At 34.0% G+C, this 26,545-nt stretch carries 14 protein-coding genes and 1 tRNA gene; 7 read left to right on the forward strand and 8 right to left on the reverse strand.

The genetic code is table 11. The annotated features are described in order from the left end of the window. Window positions 1-5: 5 nt before the first annotated feature. From C0512_RS01190 to C0512_RS01205, 4 genes are all read right to left on the reverse strand, one after another. Window positions 6-251: a DUF6327 family protein gene (locus tag C0512_RS01190; protein WP_290858254.1), complete on the reverse strand. Its 246-nt coding sequence runs from the start codon at window positions 249-251 to the stop codon at window positions 6-8. A 2-nt stretch (window positions 252-253) separates the two neighbouring features. Beyond that, window positions 254-604: a competence protein gene (locus C0512_RS01195; protein WP_290858255.1), complete on the reverse strand. Its 351-nt coding sequence runs from the start codon at window positions 602-604 to the stop codon at window positions 254-256. Between the two features lie 3 nt (window positions 605-607). Further along, entirely contained in the window at window positions 608-937 is a 330-nt protein-coding gene (locus C0512_RS01200; RefSeq protein WP_290858257.1) for a YtxH domain-containing protein, read from the reverse strand. 301 nt (window positions 938-1,238) lie between these two features. After that, the gene (locus C0512_RS01205) at window positions 1,239-2,924 is read right to left on the reverse strand and encodes a glutamine--tRNA ligase/YqeY domain fusion protein (protein WP_290858278.1); all 1,686 of its coding nucleotides are present in this window, start codon (window positions 2,922-2,924) and stop codon (window positions 1,239-1,241) included. Window positions 2,925-3,304: 380 nt separating this feature from the next. Between C0512_RS01205 and C0512_RS01210 the strand changes: the two genes are divergently transcribed. The 6 genes from C0512_RS01210 (at window position 3,305) to C0512_RS01235 (ending at window position 21,102) form a co-directional block, all read left to right on the forward strand. Continuing rightward, on the forward strand, window positions 3,305-6,268 hold the full coding sequence (locus tag C0512_RS01210; protein ID WP_290858258.1) for a gliding motility-associated C-terminal domain-containing protein: 2,964 nt from the start codon (window positions 3,305-3,307) through the stop codon (window positions 6,266-6,268). Window positions 6,269-6,271: 3 nt separating this feature from the next. After that, window positions 6,272-8,260, forward strand: a complete 1,989-nt coding sequence (locus C0512_RS01215) for a PorP/SprF family type IX secretion system membrane protein (protein WP_290858260.1) — start codon at window positions 6,272-6,274, stop codon at window positions 8,258-8,260. 11 nt (window positions 8,261-8,271) lie between these two features. Continuing rightward, window positions 8,272-19,503 (forward strand): T9SS type B sorting domain-containing protein, encoded by an 11,232-nt coding sequence (locus tag C0512_RS01220; protein WP_290858262.1) that lies wholly within the window; start codon window positions 8,272-8,274, stop codon window positions 19,501-19,503. A 71-nt stretch (window positions 19,504-19,574) separates the two neighbouring features. Beyond that, window positions 19,575-20,513, forward strand: coding sequence for a type IX secretion system membrane protein PorP/SprF (locus C0512_RS01225; RefSeq protein WP_290858263.1), 939 nt, complete (start codon window positions 19,575-19,577; stop codon window positions 20,511-20,513). A gap of 12 nt (window positions 20,514-20,525) precedes the next feature. After that, window positions 20,526-20,885 carry a dihydroneopterin aldolase gene (folB, locus tag C0512_RS01230; RefSeq protein ID WP_290858265.1) on the forward strand — a complete coding sequence of 120 codons (360 nt, stop codon included), beginning with the start codon at window positions 20,526-20,528 and terminating at the stop codon, window positions 20,883-20,885. A 146-nt stretch (window positions 20,886-21,031) separates the two neighbouring features. Continuing rightward, window positions 21,032-21,102 (forward strand) — tRNA-Cys (locus tag C0512_RS01235). A 380-nt stretch (window positions 21,103-21,482) separates the two neighbouring features. Here C0512_RS01235 and C0512_RS01240 read toward each other — a convergent pair. The 4 genes from C0512_RS01240 to rnr form a co-directional block, all read right to left on the reverse strand. After that, window positions 21,483-22,133 (reverse strand): GldM family protein, encoded by a 651-nt coding sequence (locus C0512_RS01240; RefSeq protein ID WP_290858266.1) that lies wholly within the window; start codon window positions 22,131-22,133, stop codon window positions 21,483-21,485. Window positions 22,134-22,138: 5 nt separating this feature from the next. Then, a complete protein-coding gene (locus tag C0512_RS01245) occupies window positions 22,139-22,822 on the reverse strand; it encodes a LysE family transporter (protein ID WP_290858268.1) in 684 nt (227 codons plus the stop codon). A gap of 85 nt (window positions 22,823-22,907) precedes the next feature. Next, a complete protein-coding gene (locus tag C0512_RS01250) occupies window positions 22,908-23,579 on the reverse strand; it encodes a head GIN domain-containing protein (RefSeq protein WP_290858270.1) in 672 nt (223 codons plus the stop codon). Between the two features lie 76 nt (window positions 23,580-23,655). Then, window positions 23,656-25,833, reverse strand: coding sequence for a ribonuclease R (rnr, locus tag C0512_RS01255; protein WP_290858271.1), 2,178 nt, complete (start codon window positions 25,831-25,833; stop codon window positions 23,656-23,658). Between the two features lie 109 nt (window positions 25,834-25,942). Between rnr and C0512_RS01260 the strand changes: the two genes are divergently transcribed. Then, window positions 25,943-26,179, forward strand: coding sequence for a DUF2007 domain-containing protein (locus C0512_RS01260; protein WP_290858273.1), 237 nt, complete (start codon window positions 25,943-25,945; stop codon window positions 26,177-26,179). The last annotated feature ends 366 nt before the right edge of the window (window positions 26,180-26,545 follow it).

A 26,545-nucleotide genomic window follows, 5' to 3' on the forward strand; every position in this document is an offset into this window, starting at 1 on the left:
GGGGCTTACGAGCCCCTTTTTTTATTGAAAAACCATTGAATAAGCAATGGTGCAAATAGCTTGATAATGCTTCCCAAGTTTTTTGGAATACTAAAATGTAATAATCCGGATAAAAGATTTCTGGGCGTGAGACTCTCTTTGGTTTGTTCAACATGTAAAATAATCTTTTTATGATGAATTTCACGTTCTAACTTGAGAATCTGTAAATCCCGTTCAATTTGTTCAAATGTGGTATATTGTTTAGATTCCATACTTAATCGTTAAAAAAGATTTCCGAAAATTTTGCCATCACTGGACCTTCCACAATCTTATCTTTTAGTAAAAAAAGAGCAAGCGTAATTAGTAAGTAAATCCCACTTACAATTAAAAAACCATAAGCAAAATTATCCAATGCATACCCCAATGCAATTGCTCCGGCAATAGAACCAAACAATAAAACCATTGACAAACAAATCGCAACGAGTGAAAATTTTATAATAGTTGAAGCCGATTTCATGGCAACCTTAAAACCCCAAAGTTTATAGTAAGCCGCACTGCTATCTAAATAAGCTTTGGTTTCCTCTTGGATTTGATTTACATTCTCATTTATTTCTTCAAAAGCCATAGTTTATTTTTGATATTTAGCGTTTTCTTCTTTTAAAGCTTTTAGCTTTTGTTCCAAAAGAGTTATTAATTCTTCTGTTTTATAACTCCCTTCAGAAACTAAATCTTCTAGTGTTTCCTCAAAAGAAATTTTTGTGTCAGCTGCTTTATTTTGAATTTTTGAAACAATGTCGTTGAATTTTTCTATAACATCATCCCCGGATTCATCAAAAGTCTCTTTAATTTTTTGTCTGGTAGTTGCTCCTTTATCAGGAGCAAATAAAATTCCTACTCCAACTCCAATAGCAGCTCCAATTAAAAGTGCTATAAAAGTATCACCTGTTCTATTTGACATAACTTTAGCGATTAAATTATTTCTAACCTTAAAATTACGAAAAAAAACAAACATCATTACTAACACACATAAAAATGACTCTGAAGAGAGCAGAAATCAATTAAATCACTTCTAATAAACAAATTCAGGTCAATCCATACATTTTATTGTGAAAAATAAAAAAACAGCTCAAAATCAAAATATGAAAGTCGTTTTTAATATAAAAAAACTATGTTTCATAAAAAACTATAAGGAAAACATATAATAAGAAAATCCCGCTAATAAGCGGGATTTGTATAAGATATTATTATAGTTTGTAATTTTACTCTTTCGCTTCCACTTTTGCCCAAGTATTTCTTAAACCGACCGTTTTATTAAAAACTATTTTTTCTGCGGAAGAATCTTTATCTACACAAAAATAACCTAATCGTTGAAACTGAAATTTATCTTCAGGTTGAGCAGATTTTAAACTTGGTTCAACATATCCGGTTATTACTTCTAATGAATTAGGGTTGATGTATTCTTTAAAATCAACTTCTTTATCGCCATCCGGATTTTCATGGGTAAACAATCGATCATATAGACGAACTTCCGCTTTAACGGCGTGTGGAATTGAAACCCAATGAATAGTTCCTTTTACTTTACGTTGACTTGCTTCTGTTCCGCTTCCGGACTTAGAATCCACATCATAAGTAGCGTGAATTTCGGTAATATTTCCATCAGCATCTTTGATTACATTTTCACCTTTAATAATGTAAGCATTTTTCAATCGAACCTCTGTTCCTAATGTCAATCGGAAGAATTTTTTGTTTGCTTCTTCTTGAAAATCTTCTCTTTCAATGTATAATTCTTTCGAAAAAGGAAGTTTTCTAAACGTCATTATTTCTTCTTCAGGATTATTTTCAGCTTCCAACCATTCTTCTTTTCCTTCCGGATAATTCGTGATGATAAGTTTTACCGGATTCAAAACCGACATTACTCTTGGTGCTGTTTTATTCAAATCTTCACGAACGCAAAATTCTAATAATGAAACATCTATTAAGTTTGTTCGTTTTGCAATTCCGATTGTTTTAGCAAAATTTCGGATGGAAGCCGGGGTATAACCTCTTCTTCTCATGCCGGAAATTGTACTCATTCGTGGATCATCCCATGCTGTTACGTGACCTTCTTGAACCAATTGCAACAATTTTCGTTTACTTACTACCGTATGCGAAAGATTTCTTCTGGCAAATTCTCTTTGTTTCGGACGAACTTTATTAGCATCATAAATCTGATCTAAAAACCAATCGTATAATTCTCTGTGCGGCAAAAATTCTAATGTACAAAGTGAATGTGAAATACCTTCTATATAATCACTTTCTCCATGAGCCCAATCATACATTGGATAAATACACCAAGCATCTCCTGTTCTATGGTGGTGTTTATGCAAAATTCTATACATAATCGGATCACGCATCAACATATTAGTTGAAGCCATATCAATTTTAGCACGTAAAACATGCGTGCCTTCAGGGAATTCACCATTTTTCATGCGTTCAAATAAATCTAAATTTTCTTCGATTGAACGATTTCTAAATGGACTATTTGCTCCTACTTGTGTAGGTGTTCCTTTTTGCTTAGCCATATCTTCTGAAGATTGGCTATCAATATAGGCTTTGTCTTTTTTGATGAACTCTACAGCCCAATCGTATAATTCCTGAAAATAATCGGACGCAAAACGTTCTTCGTCCCATTGAAATCCAAGCCATTGCACATCACGTTTGATGGCATCAACAAATTCCTGTTCTTCTTTAGCGGGATTGGTATCATCAAAACGCAAATTCACGGGCGATTGATATTCAATTCCTAATCCGAAATTTAAACAAATAGCACTGGCATGACCCACATGAAGGTAGCCATTTGGTTCCGGTGGAAAGCGAAAACGAAGCTTTTCTTTCGGAAAACCATTTTTTAAATCTTCTTCGATTATTTGTTCAATAAAATTGAGTGACTTTTCTTCTGACATAATCAATAAATGAGCGACAAAAATACGGAAAAAAACACCGAACCTCCGAAAATGATTTTTAAAAAAAATACCGATGAAATACACTTCATTTTTTAATTAATCGACGAACGACATTTACCGTTACGGTTTTCAACAGGGCCAATTACGGTTTACCACAAACTTGCATGTCATTCATCGATTTTATCGTTAAAGTTTTGAATATGATGTCTTTTATTCCCTAAATTCGAAACATAAAAATGTTAAAAACAGAATTTATTACTAAAAATAGTAAAAACTTATTATCGTTTTTTTCGTAATTAAATGTAGTGTAGTGCCTATTTCAATTACAAAATAACAATACGGTTGCTTTTGGGGTAAAAGCAATCAATCATAAAGAGTGTTTTATGGTTTGGAAAATTACCCCGAAAAAACTGTTTTTTTCTGCTTTGCTTTCTTTGCTATTTAGTAGCAACAGCAATGGGTATGCTCAAACCATAACAATTGGAGTGCCCACTTTAGGATTCACTCAAGCTTGTGCCTCACAAGGATTTAATACTTACAACCTTAGTTTTACCTTTTTCCCCGTTTCTAATTTACAAACAGGAAATCAATTCATTGTAGAACTTTCGGATGTTTCGGGAAATTTTGGATCTCCAACCACTCTAACAACCTCGACTAGTACAACTTCTCCGGTTAACGTTTCGTTTGCACTACCTACTACTACGGCCGGAGAAGCTTATAAAATCAGAGTAAGAAGTACAGCTCCGGCAGTTACTAGTCCATCAAGTGTATCTTTTTCTGCCTATTATGCCATTCACAATCAACCTTTTTCTATCAATAGTAATGTGGGAACCGTTTCATTTTGTGATGGAGGAAATACCACTTTACAAGTTGACAATACAGGAACTTCGGCTTCTCCTTTGTTTTATTCCGGATTAACCTATAAATGGTATCGCAATTTTGCAGAAGTTACGGGTGCCACCGGTCCTTCATTAAATGTAACCCAATCCGGAAATTATTATGTGATTGTTAATTATGGAAGCTGTGTCATGAATTCCTATTCAAACATGGTGACAGTGAACGTTACTGCAGGTATAAATTTATCCATTACCTCAGCCGGAAATGTTGATTTTATTTGTGAAGGAACACCCAGAACATTGACCTCTTCTCACCAAAACACCGGCTATGCTTATCAATGGTTTAAAAATAATGTTGCGATTTCCGGTGCAACAAATGCAACTTACAACGCCACTCAAGAAGGAACCTATAAATTACGCATCACTTTTGGCGGTTGTGTTTTTGAATCTAACAGTATTTTTTTAGAATTAATTGATTTACAAATCGATTGGAATGTAAATGCCTCAGAAGTGTTGATTCCGGGCGAACAACTTCAAATTAACTCGATTAATAATGCAACAACACCAACTTTTCAATGGAAAAAAGATAATGTAATAATTACCGATGCAAATACGGCTAATTATACAGTTACTCAGCCCGGAACTTATCAATTAACCGTTACAGAAACACAAGGCTGCACAATTGTTAAACAATTAACCGTTGTTGTTCAATATCCTATAGGGTTTACGGCAACAATTCAAAATTCAGGTGATTATCAATCTTGTAATAGTACTACCTCAACTTTATCATTGATTACATTAATTGCACAAACTTCAACGGGAAATGTGTCGGTCAATACTTCTAATCCAAACTTTACCTACCAATGGTTATTAAACAATTCACCTATTTCAGGAGCCACAAGTACTTCCTACACTATTTCAAATGCTACACAAAACGGTTCTTATAAATTAAGAGTAAACATACCTACTTTTACACCAATTGAATCAAATGCTATTTCTATTGCGTTACAAATTCAAACACCTGTTTTGTCCGCTGTGGGCACTCTGTGTGGAACAAATTCAGTTCAATTGAACAGCTCTGTTACGAGTAATGTGTTTACTTATAAATGGTATAAAAACAATACATTAATAACAGGAGCATCACTTCCAAGCTACAGTACAAATCAAGCGGGGAATTATCACGTTGTTGTTTCATACGGTACTTGTTCAGTAACGTCAAATATATTAAACCTGCAACAAAACAGTATTACGGCAACACTTAATTTACCGTCAACTAGCTTAATCATTCCCGGTGAAACTAAAACAATTACAGTTACAACGAATGCGGTAAATCCCTCTTTTCAATGGTTTAGAAATAATGCCATTATCATGAGTGCAACAACTGCATCTCTTAATGCAACTGAAAATGGTGCCTATAAAGTTATAGTTACACAAACCACTGGATGTAACGCAACGCAAGAAGCAATAACAACACTGATTTATCCCACGTCATTTAATGTCACAATTGCTGCAAACGCAAATTATTCTTCTTGCAATAGCACACAGGCTACTCTTTCTATTTCTAGTTTCAATGCCGTAACTTTAACTGAAACGGTGTCAATTGTAAATAATTCTTTTGGTTATGTCTATGAATGGTATAAAAATGGTGCATTAGTTTCATCATCTGTTAATAACACCTATTTAGTTGCTTCTAATACTGATAATGGAACCTATGAATTACGTGTTGTTATTCCAAATTTCAATAATGTAATTTCGAACGAACTTCCAATTCAATTAGGGATTATTGAAGATTTTGTGCTTTCTTCTGAAGGAGTTTTGTGTGAAACGGGTGGAACAGTTATACTTTCATCAAACATTTCAAATTCAAATTATGCTTTAGCTTGGTATGCAAACGGAGATGATACTGTTTTAGGAACAGAGAACACATTACTTGTTAATAATCCGGGTGAATATTATATGACTGTCGAATTTGAAGGCTGTACCTACACTACAAATTCAATTGTTGTAAATGTTCTATCATCTGACGGAATAACATTAAATATTGCTGATTCGATTACTGTAATTCAAGGTACTTCTACAGAGGTTATTGCTGCTGGAGCAGAAAATTATACTTGGTATTTCAATAGCCAAATCATTGGAACCGAGAACAGCATTTCTGTTTCTCAAGCAGGAATATATACTGTGATTGGAACCATTGGCAATTGTGAATTTACAAAAACATTTACCGTAACCGTGGTTGAAAACACAAGTATTGTGGTTCCGAATGTTATTTCAAGAAATAATGATGGAATAAATGATTTCTGGTCCATTCCGAATGAATATGTAAACAAAGAAGAGGTAGAAGTAATTATATATTCTCCAAAAGGAAAAGTGATTTTCAGAGCACGTAATTATCAAAATAATTGGCCAAATAACACTTTAGAATATTCAAAAAAAGAACCTGTTTTTTATTATACCATTTCTAATAATGATGAAATTATAAAACGTGGTTCAATAACTGTTATCGAATAAATGATGAAAAATTACGTATTCGCCATACTATTCTCTCTGGTTGTGTTTGCAGATTTGCAAGCACAGGATGGACCTGTTTTGACGTTTACGATTCCTACTCAAAATAATTTGCTTTTGAATCGCTTTTTAATTAATCCAACTTTTTCAGCGGTTAAAGAATCCGATTCCTATATCACATTATACCATAGAAATCAATGGATTCAATTTGATGATTCTCCCGAATTATACATGTTGTCCTATTCTGGAAAATATGGCGAAAGAGCAGGAGTAGGGATTGGTATTTATCAACAAAATTTAGGCATTATTACCAGTTTTGGTGGAATTGGAAATTATGCTTATGAAATTCCATTAAAGGAAAAAATGTCGTTAACGCTTGGTTTTAATTTAGCTTATTATACCAGTGGTGTAAACCGAAACAAAGCCGTAACGAATGAACCTGACCCGGCAATATTGGCGTTGCGAAATAATTCGGTATTGACGTTAAAACCGGGAATAAATTTTTCATGGGGAAGTTTTGATATGGGAATTTATGCAGAAAATTTGGTGGATTATGATTTTAAATCGAGTGAAATGGTAAAAGAATACAGCGAAAAAATCTATACAAGCCATGTTGTATATAACCATCAAATGCAAAATCAAGAAGGTCTTTTTGATGAAGGTTTTTTCAGATTGATGTTACGAGGAAGACTAAGTCAATCAGAAGATTTTCAGTATGGTGGATCTATAATGGTGAATTTTCCAAAACTGGGATGGGTACAGGCCGGAGTAGATGATTTCTTCGGAGTAGGTATTGGTGCCGGTGCTCATTTAACTAAAAAATTATCGCTCGGTTACACCTACGAAAGAGTCATTAATGAAGGTTTGGTGAATTTTGGGCCAACACATGAAATTACAATTTCTTATCGATTTGCAGGAAAAGAGAATGTGCAAAAAAACAATTATAAATCAGCTCCAAAAAAACCAACAGCATCTATAAATAGAAATCCTAAACAAGCAAAATCAACTATTATAAATGAAGAAGAAGTTGAGGAAGATAGTGTAACGGAAGAATATGAAGATTTAGCCGAAGAACCTATTGTAGTGGAACCGGCTACTAAAACGAAAAAATCAGTTACTAAAAAAAATACAGCAACAACTTCTAATAAAACAAATTCAACCAACTTAGATGAGGAAGAAACAGTTTCCAAAACATTTAATAAAAACATCGAGTTTGAAAAATTGAGAATGACCTTAGATGAAAACAATTTAAAATTATTGGAAATCATTGTAAAACAAGACTCTATTGAAAATTTGAAAAAAGCCGATTTTGAAAAACGAATAGAAAACATGATGCACTACATTCAACGATTAGAAACAACTATAACAGAAAAAGATTGCAATTGTGAACCAAAATCTACAGTTGTTACGGAAGAAAAAACAGTGGAAACAACGACAACAAAAACAACGGTTAAAAGTCCAGAAAAAGAAGTCGTTAAAAATGAAAAAACTGATTTAAACAGTAAACTGAATGCCATGAAATCTTCTTCTAAAAAAGAAGAAATTAAATTACCTACTACCAAAAAGAATACCGTTGAAACAGAATTAGAAAATAAAATAATAACTCTTACTAAATCAAAAAATGATGAATCAAAAACAAATACTAACACTAAATTCAGTTTATCCGATGAAGAAATCAAAGCGTACTACTCCAGATTGACAGACAAAAAAAGAGCTACCGCTAAAAAAGGAAATTTTTTAGAAGTAGAAAACCAAGAACCCGGATTTTACATTATTGCTAATGTTTTTTCTGAACCTGCTTTTGCAGACGATTTTCTTAAAAAGTTAAAAAAGCAAGGAATTAAAGCAAGTTATTTTATCAACCCAAAAAACAATTTCAGGTATGTCTATTTAAAAAAACATTCGGAATGGAGTGAAGCCCTAATCTCCTATTACACGAATGTAGACAACACCTACTTTGAAGAAATTTGGATTATGAATATCAACATTAAATAAAAACCAAAAAAATGAAAACGCCCCAAATACCACATTTAAAAACAATTGCCCTACTCAGTTGTTTTTTATTAATCAACTTGATCGGAACCGCTCAAGTTGCCGTTCCTTTTACCGTTCGATATGAACGAAATCTAAAAGGAGACATGACTTTAATTTCCAACAATATTGTTAACAGACAAAACAATACAGATGGACCCAATGTACCATATAATTTAACCGGTAATACTTCTGAATATAATGACAACCTCAACATGCAATACATTGATGTTGATGGCGATGCTTCAACATTCAGTTCAAGTAGTGCCACGTTAACATTACCTGCAAGCGGTTGTAATAAAATCGTTTATGCCGGTTTATATTGGTCAGCAACCTATCGTTTCAATAACGGATTTTCAACTTCTCCGGGAGATGGCGATAACGTTAGAGCAAATGATTTTAATCAAATAAAATTAAAACTGCCGGGAGGAACTTATCAAAATATTACGGGTCAATTAATTTTTGATGGATTTACTGATCCAAACTTTATTGCTAACAGTCCATATGCCTGTTATGCAAATATTACTTCATTAGTTACAGGTTTAGCTAATCCGGAAGGAGAATATACCGCAGCCAACATCAGAGCCACACAAGGTTTTGTAAATGGTGGTGGTGTTTCCGGTGGATGGACTATTTTCTTTGTATATGAAAATCCAACCATGACCGGAAAATATATTACCGCATATGACGGATTTGCAGGAGTAAGAGCAACTATCGGTCAAACAGATATTTCCTATTCAGGTTTTACAACTTTACCACCACCATTTCCGGTTAGAGCAAAATTAGCTTCTGCCGCTTTGGAAGGTGATAACAGAATTACAGGAGATCAATTGTTGTTCAAAGCAGCAACAAACCCAACATTTACCGCTTTAAGCAATACGTTAAATGTGGCAAATAACTTTTTTAACAGTAGAATTACACTAAATAATTTAGATTTTACAGACCGAGTTCCTAATAGTTTAAACACATTGGGATATGATGGTGATATTATCACCATAAGCAACCCGATGAATAGTGTTATTCCAAATAACGAAACAGCGGCTACGTTGCGAATTACTTCAACACAAGATACTTACTTTATGTTCTTTAATGCATTCAACATTGAAGTCATAGAACCGGATATTAAATTAGTAAAAACAGTTCAGGATATTAGTGGAAATGACATTGGTGGGGCTAATGTCAACCTAGGGCAAATTCTGGATTATGTGATTACTTTTCAAAACATAGGAAATGATGATGCAACAAATTCATCAATTCGCGATATTTTACCTATCAATACAACATTTATTTCAGCCGATTTGAGTGGAGCTCCGGGCGTGACTTTCACTCATGACCCATCGACTGATGAATTGTTTTTTACTCTACCCGATAATTTGTTGCAAATTGGTGACCCTATATATACCATTAGAATTCGTGTACAAGTGGCAACAACTTGTAGCGAATTAGAGGATGCGTGTTCTAATTTAATTCAAAATCAAGCCTATACCACTTATCAAGGTGTGTTAAATAGTAATGTTATTTCAAATGACCCAAGTTTTGCCGGCCTGGATAGTTGTGGATTTGGTCTTCCGGGACCGGCGAATTTCTTGGTAGATATTGATGATTGTATTTTTTCCAGCGATGCTTATTTGTGCGGTACCAGTTTGCTTTTAACTGCTGCCAATGGTTATGACACTTATACTTGGTATAATAGTGCCGGAACCGTTATTGGAAACTCACAAAGCATTACAGTAAACACCGTTGGAACATATACTGTAGTAAATACAGCTACACCTCCATGTATTGGAATTACACAAACGTTTAATGTGTTGCTTTTTGGAGCTACTCAAACAAATCCGGTGATTCCTTTTGCCGATCAAGTAGTAATTTGCCCAAATAATGGTGAACAATTACCCTTGATTTTCCTTTGTGGAGCAAATGATAGTCAATTAATTCAAACAGGAATCAGTGATGCAACCAGTATCGTTTGGGAAATCTTAAACGAAAGCAGTTGCCCTGCTGTTGGAATAGCCAATTGTGCCAATAACAACCCGACTTGTCAATGGAATCAAGTAGGAACAGGAGCAAATTTTAATGTAACGACTGCGGGACAATATCGTTTGACGATTAATTATCAAGATGGGTGTTTTACCCGATTTTATTTTAATGTATTTACCAACTTACTTGACATTCAATTTACTTCTACGAATATCCTTTGTAATACTCCCGGAAGTATCACCATAACAAATCTTCCCTCAGATTATCAGTTTCAATTGATTGATCAAGTGACGGGAATGATAATTTTTCCGTACCAAAATAGTCCAGTCTTTACAATATCACAAGCGGGTGTTTATACTGTTTTAGTAACTCAAATTGGTGTGGCGAATGGTTGTGTTTTTGAATTGCCAAATATTGGTATTCAGCAGAATGATTTTCAGGTAACTCTAATTCCACAAAACACAAATTGTAACGGATTCGGAAGTATTCGGGCACAAGTTTCGGGGGCTCAACCTCAATATACTTTTACCATTACGAGTCCAATTTCTATCACCAGTGGATTAGTAACGGATAATGATTATACTTTTAACAATTTAAATCCGGGAACTTATAGTGTTACCGTAACAACTGAAGACGGTTGTTCTTTTACAGATACCGTTACCATTTTAGATCAAAATAATTTAGCTCTAGTGGCTACTGTAACTCAAAGTATTGGTTGTAACTCAGGTTTAATTACCGTTGTCGCTAGTGGTGGGAATCCTCCATATTCTTATGCAATAAGTACTATTGATGGTGTTCCTCAAAATCCAACAGCCGGTGATTTTCAAACAGCGGATACATTTGTGATTACCACTCCTGGAACTTATACTTTTATCGTCGTTGATGCAAACAATTGTAATTCGGTTTCAAATCCGGTAACAATTACAATTTCCCCTGATGTGGTTTATACCACTGCTGTTCAAAATGTTTTATGTAATGGCGCATCAAGCGGTTCAATTACTTACACCATTTCTAATTCAAATGGTTTTCAGGTAACATTTCAACTTGTTGATTCAAACGGGATAGTAATTGCAAGTAATAACTCCGGAATATTTACCAATCTTCCTATTGGTAGTTATACTGTGAATATTCTTCAATCTCAAGGAAGTACTTCTTGTACATTTACTGACACTTTTATGATAACTCAACCTTCTCCAATTACAGGAATTGCAGTAATCACACAAAACTATACTTGTCTAACAAATGGTTCAATTGGTATTCAAACCGGAAGTGTTTCCGGTGGAACTGCACCGTATCTATTTAGTATTGATGGTGTTAACTTTTCAACTATTTCAGATTTCTCTGGTTTAACTTCAGGAAATTATACTATTTATATTCAAGATGCTAATGGGTGTTTGTTTACTACAAATACCATATCATTACTAGCTCCAAATCAATTAACAGCTATTACATTTAGTGCAACTGCCTTAACCTGTCCGTCTCAAGTTTCAACAGTTACAATATCCACTGTTGGTGGCACAGCTCCTTTTAATTATCAAATCATCGCTCCCGTTGGTCAAACAGTTAATAATGGAACTAATCCGGTTTTCACAGGATTAACTGCAGGCACCTATACATTTCAAGTAACAGATTCCAATGGATGCACGTATCAAGATTCATACACCATTAATGCATTGCCTTCTATAGATGTAATCGGACAAACCGTAAGTAATGTCATTTGCTTTGGTGGTAATAATGGTGCGATATTGTTTACTGTAAACAGCACAAATCCTTATAATTATCAAGTAACAAATACCGCTGGTACGGTTGTTTCTTCTGGAAATAATTCAAGTTTAACAACCATTTCTTTAACCGGATTAACAGCATCAACGTATACTATTTCAGTGACTGACACAGTTACAAATTGTACAGATAGTGCTACCGCTATTGTTAATACTCCAAGTGCCGCACTAGCTTTCACATTGACAACAAACCAAATAAGTTGTGCTTCAAACGGAAGTGTGACCATCACAGTAACAGGTGGGTGGGGAAGTTATCAATATCAATTAACTCAACCAAACGGAACTATTCTTGGTCCACAATCAGGTTCAATTTTTACAAATTTAACACAAACCGGAACTTACACAATTTCGGTAAACGATATCAATGGATGTATTGTGAGCAATACATTTAACTTAGCTACACCCACTAATCCTGTTGCTGTAATTGCACCGTCATCCGATTTATGTTTTGACGCTAATGGGGCTACATTAGTAATTGCAGTGACAGGTGGTGTAGTTCCTTTTAGCTATAGTATTAACGGAAATCCTTCGCAAACTTCAAATACTTTTGCGAATGTAACGCCAGGTTCTTATAGCATTTTAGTGACGGATGCAAACGGTTGTTCTGCCTCTGTTTCTCAAACTATCCAACCGGAATTAACGGGAGAAATTATCTTAACCAAAGGTCTCGATTGTACGTCCTCACCAAATGCTGTGATTGCTGCAAACGTTTCTGGGGGTTTAGCTCCTTTTACTTACCAAGTATCTTTCAATGGAGGAGCATTTGGAACATCAAATTCTATCGCAGGTAATACTTTTATTTACCAAACCGCAAATGCTGGAAATTATCAATTTCTAATTACAGATGCTCAAGGTTGTTCATTTACAAGTTCAATTATTACGGTTGAACCATTAACTCAACCTGAAATTATTTCTGTTTCACAAATTCAAAACATATTATGTTCCGGTGGAAATAATGGAGAAATTGAAATTAATATTAATAATTCAGTTGGATCGGCTCCTTTTGTTTTAGAAGTAATCAATACTACAACAGGTGTTAACTATGGCACACAAACCTCCGGTTTAACTGCAGGTGTTTACCAAATTACATTAACCGATGAAAATGCATGTACTGACACAGCTTCCATTACCATAACCGACCCAGCTCCAATTACATTTACTGTTTCAACTGTTGAAATCACCTGTAATAACCCCGGAGGAACATCATACGGTCAAATTATAGTTCAGGGAGTAAGTGGAGGAACAGCTCCATACACTTATGAACTGCATAATAATTTTGGCTTTGTGGCAAGTTATACCACTTCGGCAAATGAAAATCATTCATTTCAAATATTAAATTTTGGAATATATTCTGTAGAAGTAATTGATGCAAATGGTTGTAGCATGATAGATGCTAATATTATTATTGCTTCGCCACCAAATGATTTAATTATTGATGTTTCAACGTCAACCTCTGATTGTGTAAACGGTGGAACAGCAATCATTACGGTTACCTCTGCTGTTAGTAGTGGTTCGTTTGAATTTGCTATTTTAGAAACTAATACATTACCATATTCCTCCAATTATCAATCTGCAGATTTTGGCACTCCTGAAACGGCAACTTTTACTGGCTTAACTCCTGGAGTTACGTACACATTTGTTGTGCATGATTTAATTACAGATTGTTATTATTTTAAAACAGCTGACACGCCAATAAATACGCCATCTAACTTAACTTCCACATTAGATGTTGTTGGTAATGTTAGTTGTACCGGAAGTAATAATGGATTTGTGAACTTTACTTTTACAAATTATGATGTAACATCCACTGGGGTTTCCTATGAAATCTATAATTCACAATCAAATACTTCAACGGGAATTACAGGAACTTCTACTCCTCTTTTAGGAGGACCTGTTTCTGTTACAAATCTTGGCCCTTTAGCTCCGGGAACGTATTATATATTATTCACCGAAATAGGTGGAACATTGACAGGATGCAGCAGTGCATCAGCATCGTTTACTATTACTCAATCTGCTAATTTACTTCAAGTAACAGCCAACGTAACCCGAAACGACAATTGTAATCCTAATAAGGGAAGAATTACAGCAACGGGTCAGTTTGGAACAGCCCCCTATCAATACCAATTGGTACTTGCGGGAGATCCTGCCCCTACAGTGGGAACTTGGGTTGGTAGTGCTACCAATGTTTTCAATGTAGAAGGAGGAAATTATGTAGTGTATATTAAAGATGCAAATGGTTGTATTCAAGCGGCTCCTGTTTTTGTTCCTACCGATCCGGCTCCTCAAATTTCGGCTACAGTTACAAATTTATGTACCGCTTCACAAGGAAACTTCTCAATAGAAGTAACTTTAACTTCGTCCGGAATTGCACCCTATACTTTTAGTTTGAATGGTGGAGCTTATCAATCACAAACGGTTCCTACGTTTACTTATACAAATTTAAATTCAGGAAATTATAACATTCGCGTGAGAGATTACAATGGCTGTATTCATAACGTTTTAATTTCAATTCCGGTCCCTTTAAATTTAACTCCGGCAGTAACAGCTCAAGTTTCTTGTGCTAACAATGATGGAATTATAACCGTAACTCCATTTGGCGGAAGCGGAACTTTTACTTATGAATTACAAAATACATCCGGAACAGTTATTGTTGCAGCTCAATCATCTCCAATTTTTAACGGATTACCCGCTGGAAGTTATATTGCAATTATTAACAATACAACTACAGGTTGTTCGGCTCAAGCTCCAATAGTTCTTGAAGCACCAACCCCGGTAACTTTTACAACTAGTCACAATGATGTAAGTTGTAATGGTGGTAATAACGGAAGTATTCTTGTTTCCTTACCGGCAATAAATGATAATCCAGGATATACATTTGTACTAACAGATGGTATAAATGCTCCTATTTCCCAAAATAATGGAAACTTTACAGGATTAGTTGCAGGAACATATACCATTACTGTAACTTCAGGAAGAAATTGTCAATTACAACAAGTTGTTGTTATCAATCAACCTGCTGTATTAACTGTTTCAGCTTCAGCGACTGCTTTTGCTTGTAATAGTTCAAATGTTGTACAAACAGCAACTATTACTGCTTCTGCTGCATTTGGAACAGCTCCTTATGTTTATAGCATCAACGGAACCAATTTCTTTTCATCTAATGCATTTACACTAGTTGATAACGGAAGCGTTCAAAATATAACCGTAACGGTTCGTGATGCTAACAACTGTTTCGCAACAACTTCGGTAATTATTAATCCTTTACCGACAATAACCGCAGTTACTGCTTCAACTGTAACTCCGTTAACTTGTACCAATAACGGAACTGTTCAATTAAATGTAACCGGTGGATCAGGTGACTTTACTTTTGATTTATTACCTCTAGGAAGTCATCCTTCTGTGACACCCGGTATTGGAATATTTACCGCTAACTTCACATTAACAACACCCGGAACATATACTTTTCAGGTAACTGATAATATTACAGGTTGTTATTTTATTACTGCTCCTTATGTGATTGCTCCTTTCAACACCATTCAAGCTTCAATCATTAATTCTACGGCGGTGACTTGTTTTGGTGATACAAATGGTACAATTACAATGAATGTTTCCGGATATTCAGGAAACATAACTTATGTAGTGAACGACATTCAAGGAAATACGGCGGCAAACGGTAGTGGAAACACATCAATTAATCCATTTGTTATTACAGGATTATCAGGTGGAAATTATCAAGTTATTGTAACGGCTACTGATAGTCCATTTTGTAGTACTTCATCTAACTTTACAGTTGTTTCCTCTCCAAGTCTGCCATTAGTTTTAGTAGCAAACCAAACAGCAAGTGTAACCTGTACAAATAACCAAGGAGAAATTGCGGCTAGTGCTAGCGGAGGATGGGGAACTTATCAATTTCAATTGGTAAATAATACTACCTCAACTACTGTTCAACCCTATGCTTCAAATTCATTATTTACAGGTTTATCTGCAGGAAATTATACTGTTTCCGTTCAAGATGCCGGAGGCTGTGTTGTTAGTTCAACCATCATGTTGGTTCAACCAAGTTTAATTTCTGCTACTTTAACAGCAACCAATACTGCTTTACTTTGCTTTGGGGACACTAATGCTTCGGTAACAGCAACAAATGTAACGGGCGGTCAAGGTGTATACCAATACATTTTAAATACCTATAATGCTTCAGGAACAACTATTGTAAGCAGTTCAGGTGGTCAAACTAGCCCAACTTTTAACGGATTAGGAGCAGGAATTTACAGCATCACTATTACAGATGGATGGAATTGTGATTTTACTACTAATACGGTTGTTATTACACAACCAACTCCTGTTGTTCCTTCCTTAAACTTGACAAGCTCTTTAACTTGTTTAAATAATGCTGTAATAACAATATCAGCAAGTGGCGGAACAGCTCCCTATCAATATAGTGCAGATGGAATAACGTTTTCCAACAATACAACATTTAATATTGGTCCTGGAACATATCAGTATTTTGTGAGAGATGCTAATAATTGTGCCGTAGTTCAAACAAATCAAATCACAATCAATGCAATTCCTGCTTTAGAATTAAATTTGAATTTGAACAGTGCGACTATCAACTGTTTCGGTGAAAGTACTGCAACGATAATTGCTAATACTACCGGCGGATTAGGAAATTATTCTTATACGCTTTTGGATACAGCAAATAACGTAATTGCAGGACCTCAAAATAGCGGAACTTTTGCAAATCTTCCCGCTGGAAATTATATCGTAAGAGTAGACAGTAATGACTGTAATGCTGTTTCAAATGTAATTCAAATCACAAATCCATCCCAATTGTTAATCTCTACTTTAACAGTAAATAATGTGCTTTGTAATGGAGGAACAAATGGTAGTGTAGAAATTCAAACTTCCGGTGGAACAGGAACGGTTCAATATGCTATTTCGCCTAACTTGAATCAATTCTTTAACACGGGAACTTTCAATAATTTAGCTCCTGGTAACTATGATATTATTGTTCAAGATCAAAACGGATGTTTTATTTTATTAGATGTTGATATTATTGAACCGGCTCCACTTGTTGCTGATGTTGCAAATGTAGTTCAAAACCTTTGTTTAGGTGATAATGATGGTTCGTTTGACGTAGTTATCTCAGGTGGAACTGCCCCCTATTCAACTAGTTTAAATAACCAAGATCCAAGTGCTTTTGTTGAAGGACAATTATCCTTCTCAGGTTTAGTGGGTGGAACAGATTATTTCATTTTTGTAAAAGATGCCAATGGCTGTGAAACTATTGCTTATGTATTCTTAAATGCTCCTGTTGAAGTTATCCCAACTGTTGATATCGTTTACAATTGTACCGGAAATATTCCCGGAAATACAGTAACTGTTTCTGTTAATGCTTCTGCGGTTGGAAATGTTCAATATGCATTAGATGGTGGAACTTATCAACCATCAAACCTATTCCAAAATATTCCAGCCGGAAATCATACTATTTCTGTTCAACACACAAATGGATGTATCAAAACTGTTGACTTTATTATCAACGCAAATCAACCATTGGCTGTTTCGTTAGCTAACGTTCAGAATGTTTTGTGTAATAGTGGAAATACAGGAAGTGTAACGGTTGCTACAACTGGAGGAACAGGAACAATTGAATTTGCTATTTCGCCAGATTTAACAAACTTTTCTACCAATAATACTTTCTCAAATTTAATTGCAGGAACTTATACTATTCTTGTTCGTGATGGTATTGGTTGTAGTGTATCTCAACAAGTAATCATAACTCAACCGACACTTGTTACCACATCAGTTTCTGCAATTGCTCAGGAATTATGTACTAATGACGGCAACGGTAGCATTACAATTGCAATAGCCGGCGGAGTTGCTCCTTATTCAACGAGTTTAAATAATAGTAGTCCTGGAAGTTTTGTGTTAAATCAAATAACATTCACAAACTTGGTTGGTGGTCAAACATACACTATTTATGTTCAAGATGCCAATGGTTGTCTCTCCTCAATTCCGGTAACGTTAGATGCTCCGGTTACAATTAATCCAACAGTTAATGTAGCCTATGTTTGTAACGGTAATACTGTTGGAAACACAGTAACGGTTTCTGTTAATACTGCTGTTCAAAATGATGTTACCTATTCATTGGATGGTGGTACTTTCCAAACATCCGCTACTTTTACAAATGTGGCCGTTGGAAATCACACCATTGTTGTAAGACATAGTAATGGTTGTGAAAAGAGCGTTTCGTTTATCATCAATCCTTCAACTCCAATTCAAGCTTCTTTTACCTCAACGAATGTGACCTGTAACGGTTTAACAAATGGTTTAATTCAAGTAGCTGCATCTGGAGGAAATGGAGCATTGGAATATGCAATTTCACCTAATTTAACCAATTTTAGTGCATCAAGTACTTTCAATAATTTAGCAGCAGGAAACTACACTGTTATTGTGAGAGACGCTCTTGGTTGTTCAGTCACATTGAATATCACAGTAACTCAACCGAATGCTCTAAATGCATCACTAGTTACTATGTTCCCGGATTTGTGTTACGGTGATAATGTTGGTGCTATTGAAATATCAATTGCTGGCGGAACGGCTCCCTATTCAACTAGCTTAAATAACGAGAATAACTATGTTGTTAACCAAGTTTTATTTGAGAACTTATCGGGAGGTCAATCCTATACTATTTATGTGAGAGACGCGAAAGGTTGTACCTCTACTTTAGAAGTCGCCGTGAGTGGAGGAATAAGTATAGATCCGGGAATTACTATTACGTATGACTGTTTTGGAAGTGCTCAATTTAATTCGGTAAAAATTAAAGTCGGACAGGATATTTCATCTCAGGTAACCTATTCATTAGATGGAGGTGCTTTCCAAAGTGGAAATGTATTTACAAATCTTTCAAACGGAAATCATACGATAACTATTCTTCACGCTCTTGGTTGTTCAGAAACGACTTCCTTTACTATCGAGAATTATATTCCAATTTCGTTGACTTTAGTAGAAAGTAATCTGAATCAAATTACAGCAACGGCAACCGGTGGAAGCGGAAGTTATACTTACTATTTGAATGGTGTGAATTATGGAGATTTAAATGAACTTCAAATATTCGCAAACGGAACTTATACGGTTCTTGTTGAAGACAGTAACGGATGTACTGCTGAAGCACAAATTACGATGGATTTTATCGATATCGATATTCCGAACTTCTTTACGCCAAACGATGATGGTGATAACGACACGTGGGTTCCTGAAAATTTAGAAGGTTTCCCGAATGCAAAAATTGAAGTATTCGACCGTTACGGAAGAATTATTGTTCAATTTGGAACGAAAGGATCTTGGGATGGAACATACAATGGCTCTCTTTTACCTACCGGAGACTATTGGTATACCATCACCCTTGACGGTGGAAGACAATTTGTTGGAAACGTAACCTTATACAGATAAAAATTTAATTAAATAACCAACTCCAAATAGCCACAAGTTTGGAGTTGGTTTAACCCAAAAAACCTACACCCATGAAAAAATTAGCCCCATTTTTCATTTTACTCGCTTTTTTAAACGGAAAAGCACAAGAATTAAACCTACCGGCCTTTACACAATATTTGGCTGACAACCCTTTTGTAATTTCTCCGGTTTATGCCGGAATTGGTGACTATGTAAAAATTAGAGCAAACGGTTTGACCCAATGGGTTGGCATTAAAGATGCTCCAAAAAACATGTCCTTAGCCGGTGATATGCGTATTGCTGATCGTTCCGGTATTGGTTTGTATTTATACAATGACCGAAATGGTAATACACGCCAATCAGGAGCAAAAGTGAGTTTTGCTCATCACTTAGTTTTAGATAAATATGAAGATCAATATTTGTCTTTTGGAATTTCGTATAATTTAAATCAATTTCGAATTGAGATAGAAAATTTTACAGGTCAGGATGCCGCTGTTGTAGACGACCGTCGATTAACTAATCACAATGTGGATGTTGGTATATTATATAGAATAAATGGATTTTATGCGAGTGTTACTGCGGCCAATCTATTAGATAAAAATATTGATGTTTTTAATGATGTAGAACCGCTTGAACTTCGTAATTATCAAGTCTTTTCAGGATATAAATGGAGAAGCAATTCAAACAGTGATTTTGAGGTTGAGCCTTCTATGTTCTTTCAATATTTTGAAAGTGATAAAAGATCGACTACCGATTTGAATTTAAAGATGCGTTTTTATAACTTTGATGATTATTATTGGGCAGGGATATCTTATCGTTTTTTGAATGATCAATTATTAGAACCTTTAAATATAGGTCCGATGTTAGGTTTAAAAAGAAGCAATTTTTATTTTGCTTATTCCTATCAGGTTACGTTGAACAAATTGATTAATTATAATTCAGGAACGCACATGATTACAATTGGATTAGATGTATTCCAAGGAATCAGCAACTGTCCTTGTACCTATTAAAAACATAAAATTATGGGCACTATTCGGTTACAAAACATTCGCACCTTTTCTTTTCATGGTTGTTTGCTTGAGGAAAGTAAAATTGGCTCTGATTATTCAATTGATTTAGAAGTAAAAACCGATATGCGAAAGTCAGCTATTTCAGATGATTTACATGACACGGTTGATTATGTTTTATTAAACCGAATTGTAGTGGAAGAAATGGCCATTCGTTCGAAATTATTGGAACATGTAGCTCATCGAATTATTTCGAGAATTTTTAAAGAGATTCCTTCTATAGCTCGGGTTTTGATTGGGGTATCAAAACTCAATCCACCCATTGGTGGTGATGTGGAAGCAGTTACTATCCAAATGGAGGAATATAGAAGTTAAAGTTGCGGATTTTTTAGTGGATAATTGTCATCCTGACGAAGGAAGCATCTCTTAAGTCTAAGTTTCAGATTACTTTTTATAAAAGTTTTTTAACTTTAAACTTTTTAACTTTAAACTTTTTATTTACATTTGCCGTCCATACATCAGGCGTTGTGGCCGAGCGGCTAGGCACCGGTCTGCAAAACCGTCTACCCCGGTTCGAATCCGGGCGATGCCTCTAAAACCTTCAAGGAACCTTGGAGGTTTTTTTATGCTAAATTTTTAGAAAAAATTAATTAAAGATAACGCAAAACCGTCTACCCCGGTTCGAATCCGGGCGATGCCTCTAAAAGAGTTACTGAAAAGTAGCTCTTTTTTTTATTGTAAATTTTTAGAAAAAATTAATTAAAGATGATGCAAAACCGTCTACCCCTGTTCGAATCCGGGCGATGCCTCTGAAAGAGTTACTGAAAGGTAGCTCTTTTTTTTATTGTAAATTTTTAGAAAAAATTAATTAAAGATGATGCAAAACAGTGTAATCCGTTACTTCTGATCGCTACGGGAAGGGCAATACCTCAAAAAACAGCTTTTTATTATTACGATTCGTTTTAATAAGAATCAATCAGAAATTCTAACATTAATCACACCAGCACTTGGAAAACAACCCAATAAACTTTCAGTATAGTTTATATTATGAATTTTAAACTCTGTGTTATTTTTTTGCCTTTTAAGCTGTTTATATGTTTCTTCATCAATTTTGTTTCCAGATATTTCTAAATTCGTTTTATTAGAAAGCTCAACACTAAAACTTGATACATTTAACTTCAAACCATTTATAAGATCTTCAAAATAAACTGTAATTTCAGCATTTTCCAATTCTGACAATTTCATAATCACTATGCAGTCTTTACAATTTCTATTATTTATTCTACCTAGAGGGTTTCCAATATTTTTTATCCTGAAAACATATTCTTCAATTACTTTTGAATCATCTTCTAGTATAATTTCTAAAATAACAATCATTTCGTTCCCTTGTCCTGGTGAAATATAATAGTTTCCTTTTTCTTGGGATACTCCTAGTCCAGAAACAGAGAATGATTTTGCATTGGGTACGACAATTGAAATTGGATTTCTAATTCCACGATAAACCACATTTAATTTATCAACAGATATTAAGCCTAATTTTGGTTTTGAAACGAAAACAGTATCATTTTGTGCCCATAAAAACTGAGATAAAAGTAAACAACATATAAATAGAACTGTTTTCATAGATTTTATTCATTCATCTGCTCAATCTTCTCCTTAATCATTTCTTTTTCTTTTGGGAAGAAACCTTGAACAATCAAAAAGAAACCAAAAACCATTAAAACGGCACTAATCACTCGTTTAATTTTATAGATAATATAAGGCGTTAAACGATTTTTTAATTGTTTAGCCAAAACGATTTTTACTATATCTGTCAGTAAATAAGTCGTAATAATAACGGATAAAAAAAGTGTAATTCTGTTTGGTTCCATATTCATTTGCGGACCAAAAACAATAATAATTCCAACCCAAAAGCCTAAAACACCAATATTGATAAAATTGAGAATAAATCCTTTAAAAAATAAACTGAGGTAATTGTTTTTAGGTATCGAATCAGCATGAAATTCCTGGTTGAGGTTTTTCTTTTTGCTCTTTTTTTCTTTTATAAAAGAAATTAATCCGAAAAAAAACATGATAACGCCTCCAAAAATGAATAAACTCGGGTCATCTTTTAATTTTTCTAACAATTGATTTGTACTGAAATAAGCAATTAAAATAAATATAAAATCACCAAAAACCACCCCAAGATCAAAAACCATAGCTGCTTTAAATCCTTTGGTAATACTTGTTTCAAGTAAAACAAAAAAAACAGGGCCAATAGTAAAAGCAAGTAAAATTCCCCACGGAATAGCTGCTAAAATATCGTTAAGCATTTAAGTTTGTTTCAAGTTTTAAGTTTCAAGTTGCGAAACTTTCTAAATGCTAATTTAAAATTTAAAATTTAAAATAAACGTATTTTTAGTTCATTTCTTTAATGGTTCCTCCAATTACTGTTTTTTGGTTAATTTTTTTCGGACTTCCGTAGATATAAATTTCGCCGCCGGCTTTCACTTTAGCATCAACAAAATCTGTTGCGTGAATTGAAGCTTCACCACCGGCACTAACACTAACTGTTGTTTGTTTACTGATAAAATTAGAAGCTTTTAATTCACCTCCTGAGGTTATCACAACTTCTTGATTATCTGTTGTACCGGAAATTTTAATTTTACCGCCTGAATTTAATTTTACAGAAGCTCGCTGAACGTCTAAAGCAATCTTAATTTCTGCACCTTCTTTAGCATTTAAACTAAAATTTATTCCTTTAATTGGTGTTTCACTATTTACATACGATCCCTCATTAGCTTCAACAGATTCTAATTTTTGGTAGTAAACCGTTACTTCTATCGATTCTCCTTGTAAAAGTTTTGAAAATTTCATTCGAATTTTTAATTCTTCATTTTTGTTGACTAATTCAACTTCTGAAGCTCGAGTTCCTTTGATTTCTACTTTACTTTCCGGTCCCGGAATTAATTGAACAGATATCTGATCAAAAACTTTTACCACTGAAAAATTTCCCAGATTTTTTGTTATAGTTTGAGAAAATAATGTTGTATTAATGAATACTAAAAGGATAATTAAACTATTTTTCATAACGATTAAAATTAAAAGTTAATATCAAAGACTTTACCAGTATCAAAATGTTACAGTTTGAAACAAAAAAATAGTTTTATTCATTCCTTCTAATAAAATGAAAATCCAATTGTTTCTTCACTAAATCTGCATTTTTTACTTTAACGTAAACTTCGTCGCCTAATTGTAAAATACTCTTAGAAACTTCACCAACTAAAGCATATTGTTTTTCGTCAAAAACATAATAATCTTCTTTAATTTCACGAATTCTAACCATTCCTTCACATTTATTCTCTACAATTTCTACATAAATTCCCCATTCAGTTACACCTGAAATTACTCCTAAAAACTCCTGGTCTTTATGGTCTTGCATATATTTCACCTGCATATATTTGATACTGTCGCGTTCGGCTTGAGCTGCTAAGTTTTCCATGTCGGAGGAATGAGCACATTTTTCTTCAAAAACATCCGCATCGGCCGATTTTCCTCCATCTAAATAATATTGCAACAATCGATGCACCATCACATCCGGATAACGACGAATAGGCGAAGTAAAATGCGAATAATAATCAAATGCTAAACCGTAATGACCAATATTTTCGGTAGAATAAACCGCTTTACTCATACTTCGTATGGTCAACGTATCGACTAAATTCTGTTCTTTTTTACCATTTACATCATTCAATAACGCATTCAATGATTTAGAAATATCTTGTTTTGATTTAAAATTAATACTATAACCAAACTTTGAAATTACTGTTTGTAAATTGATTAATTTATCTTCATTCGGTTCATCGTGAATTCTGTAAACAAAGGTTTTCTTTTGTTTTCCTATAAATTCGGCCACTTTTCTATTGGCCAACAACATAAACTCTTCAATCAAATGATTGGCATCTTTGGATATTTTAAAGAAAACACCCACGGGTTCTGCTTCTTCATTCAAATTGAATTTTACTTCAACTTTATCAAAAGAAATAGCACCGTTAGCCATTCTTTTTTGACGAAGAATTTTAGCTAATTCATCCAATTTTAAAGTTGCTTCAACAACAGGTTGTGGCGTTTTATAATCTTTTCCGGTTAACGAAATTTCTGCCGGAATGACATCATTTTTGGTTTCAATAATGTACTGAGCTTCTTCATAAGCAAAACGCTGATCAGAATAAATCACTGTTCTTCCAAACCATTGATTTACTACTTCAGCTTTTGGTGTAATTTCAAAAATAGCCGAGAAGGTGAATTTATCCTCGTGTGGATTCAGCGAACACGCATCGTTACTTAAAACCTCCGGAAGCATAGGAACAACACGATCCACTAAATAAACCGATGTGGCTCGTTTATAGGCTTCGTCATCCAAAATAGTTCCTTCTTGCAAATAATGGGATACATCGGCAATGTGAATACCTATTTCATAATTTCCATTGTCTAATTTTTCAAAAGACAAGGCATCATCAAAATCTTTAGCATCTCTTGGATCAATAGTAAACGTCAACGTTTTACGTATATCGCGACGTTTAACAATTTCTTCTTTCGTGATAGATGTATCTATTTTATTAGCATAGGCTTCTACTTCAATAGGAAAATCATAAGGCAAACCATATTCCGCAAGAATAGCATGAATTTCTGTATTGTGTTCACCCGGTTTTCCTAAAACTTTAATTACAGATCCAAAAGGACTATCGGCTTTTGTAGGCCAATCTTCCATTTTAACCAAAACAACATCGCCATGTTCGGCTTCACCCATTTTATTTTTTGGAATGAATATGTCGGTGTACATTTTTGCATTGGCTGTAGTTACAAAAGCGAAATTCTTTTGAACATCAATTACCCCCACAAATTCTGTTTTGGCTCTTTCTAAAATTTCTAAAACTTCAGCTTCGGGTCTGCGGGAACTTCTTCTGTTGTAGATATAAGCTTTTACTTTATCGTTATCCAATGCATGGTTTAAATTGATAAAAGGCACAAATACATCTTCTTCTAATTCATTACAAACAAAGTATCCTGTTTTTCGAGAAGTCATATCGATTGTTCCTTCATAATACTCGGCTTTGGAGATAATTTGGTATTTACCAATTTCTGTTTCGTGAATTTTATCCTGTGCTTTTAATATTTTTAAATCGCGGATAATTTCGTTTCTGCTTTTTGTATCATCAAGTTCTAAAATAGCAGCTATTTGTTTGTAATTAAATGATTTATTTGTTTCTTTTGACAGAATTTTAAATATCTGTGCAGTAAAATCTTTGTTTTTTTTACTCATTTTTCTTGGTTTCTTACTCATAATTCTTTTCTAATAAAGTTGAAAATTACGAATAAGATAGCAGAAAATAGAATTTGAATTAGAGATTTATTGAAAATATAACTTTTGTATCTTTATAAAAATTTGAAAAATGAAAGAATTTATTACCGTAGCTATTTTTAATTTACCCACAGAAATTGCGGTTTTAAAATCTATTTTAGAAAACGAAGGAATTCAATACTTTTTTGAAAATGAAACCATTGTTTCAATAGATCCGTTTGCAAGTATTGCTTATGGCGGTATTAAATTGAAAGTACATCAAAATGATGTGGAAGTAGTGAGAGGAATTTTGAATAATTTGGATAGTCATTTACGGATTGTGGAATAGTCATTCTTCACAGTAAGCACGGAATAAGATTTTATAAAATTTTGATTGAACACGAATTTATAAAATTTGAGAATTCTAAAAACCTTTTACAAATTACCCTTCACCCATTACTTTAAAATCAAAATAGTTTTCAACATTCATTAAAAACAGAAACAAAAAAAGTTTTTAAAAATTTAATTTTATGATGGTTATTATAGCCTGTTCATTTGTACAATAACTTTTTCTATTAAATTTGATTTTAAAAGTTGTTGTAAGTTATACAGACTTGTTAACAGGTTAAAAAAAGGATAAAAAGCTCAAAATGAAGATTTTTTTTGTTTTTATTAACAGTTGTTAACATCAAATTTTTGGTGTGAATTATTAATA

Source organism: Flavobacterium sp., from assembly GCF_013822155.1.
In the GTDB taxonomy this organism is placed as follows: Bacteria; Bacteroidota; Bacteroidia; order Flavobacteriales; family Flavobacteriaceae; genus Flavobacterium.

Excerpts from the sequence above, each read along its gene's own strand:
- C0512_RS01190 (WP_290858254.1), bottom strand. The coding sequence starts at position 251 with ATGGAATCTAAACAATATACCACATTTGAACAAATTGAACGGGATTTA.
- C0512_RS01195 (WP_290858255.1), bottom strand. The coding sequence starts at position 604 with ATGGCTTTTGAAGAAATAAATGAGAATGTAAATCAAATCCAAGAGGAA.
- C0512_RS01200 (WP_290858257.1), bottom strand. The coding sequence starts at position 937 with ATGTCAAATAGAACAGGTGATACTTTTATAGCACTTTTAATTGGAGCT.
- C0512_RS01210 (WP_290858258.1), top strand. The coding sequence starts at position 3,305 with ATGGTTTGGAAAATTACCCCGAAAAAACTGTTTTTTTCTGCTTTGCTT.
- C0512_RS01215 (WP_290858260.1), top strand. The coding sequence starts at position 6,272 with ATGAAAAATTACGTATTCGCCATACTATTCTCTCTGGTTGTGTTTGCA.
- C0512_RS01220 (WP_290858262.1), top strand. The coding sequence starts at position 8,272 with ATGAAAACGCCCCAAATACCACATTTAAAAACAATTGCCCTACTCAGT.
- C0512_RS01225 (WP_290858263.1), top strand. The coding sequence starts at position 19,575 with ATGAAAAAATTAGCCCCATTTTTCATTTTACTCGCTTTTTTAAACGGA.
- folB (WP_290858265.1), top strand. The coding sequence starts at position 20,526 with ATGGGCACTATTCGGTTACAAAACATTCGCACCTTTTCTTTTCATGGT.
- C0512_RS01240 (WP_290858266.1), bottom strand. The coding sequence starts at position 22,133 with ATGAAAACAGTTCTATTTATATGTTGTTTACTTTTATCTCAGTTTTTA.
- C0512_RS01245 (WP_290858268.1), bottom strand. The coding sequence starts at position 22,822 with ATGCTTAACGATATTTTAGCAGCTATTCCGTGGGGAATTTTACTTGCT.
- C0512_RS01250 (WP_290858270.1), bottom strand. The coding sequence starts at position 23,579 with ATGAAAAATAGTTTAATTATCCTTTTAGTATTCATTAATACAACATTA.
- rnr (WP_290858271.1), bottom strand. The coding sequence starts at position 25,833 with ATGAGTAAGAAACCAAGAAAAATGAGTAAAAAAAACAAAGATTTTACT.
- C0512_RS01260 (WP_290858273.1), top strand. The coding sequence starts at position 25,943 with ATGAAAGAATTTATTACCGTAGCTATTTTTAATTTACCCACAGAAATT.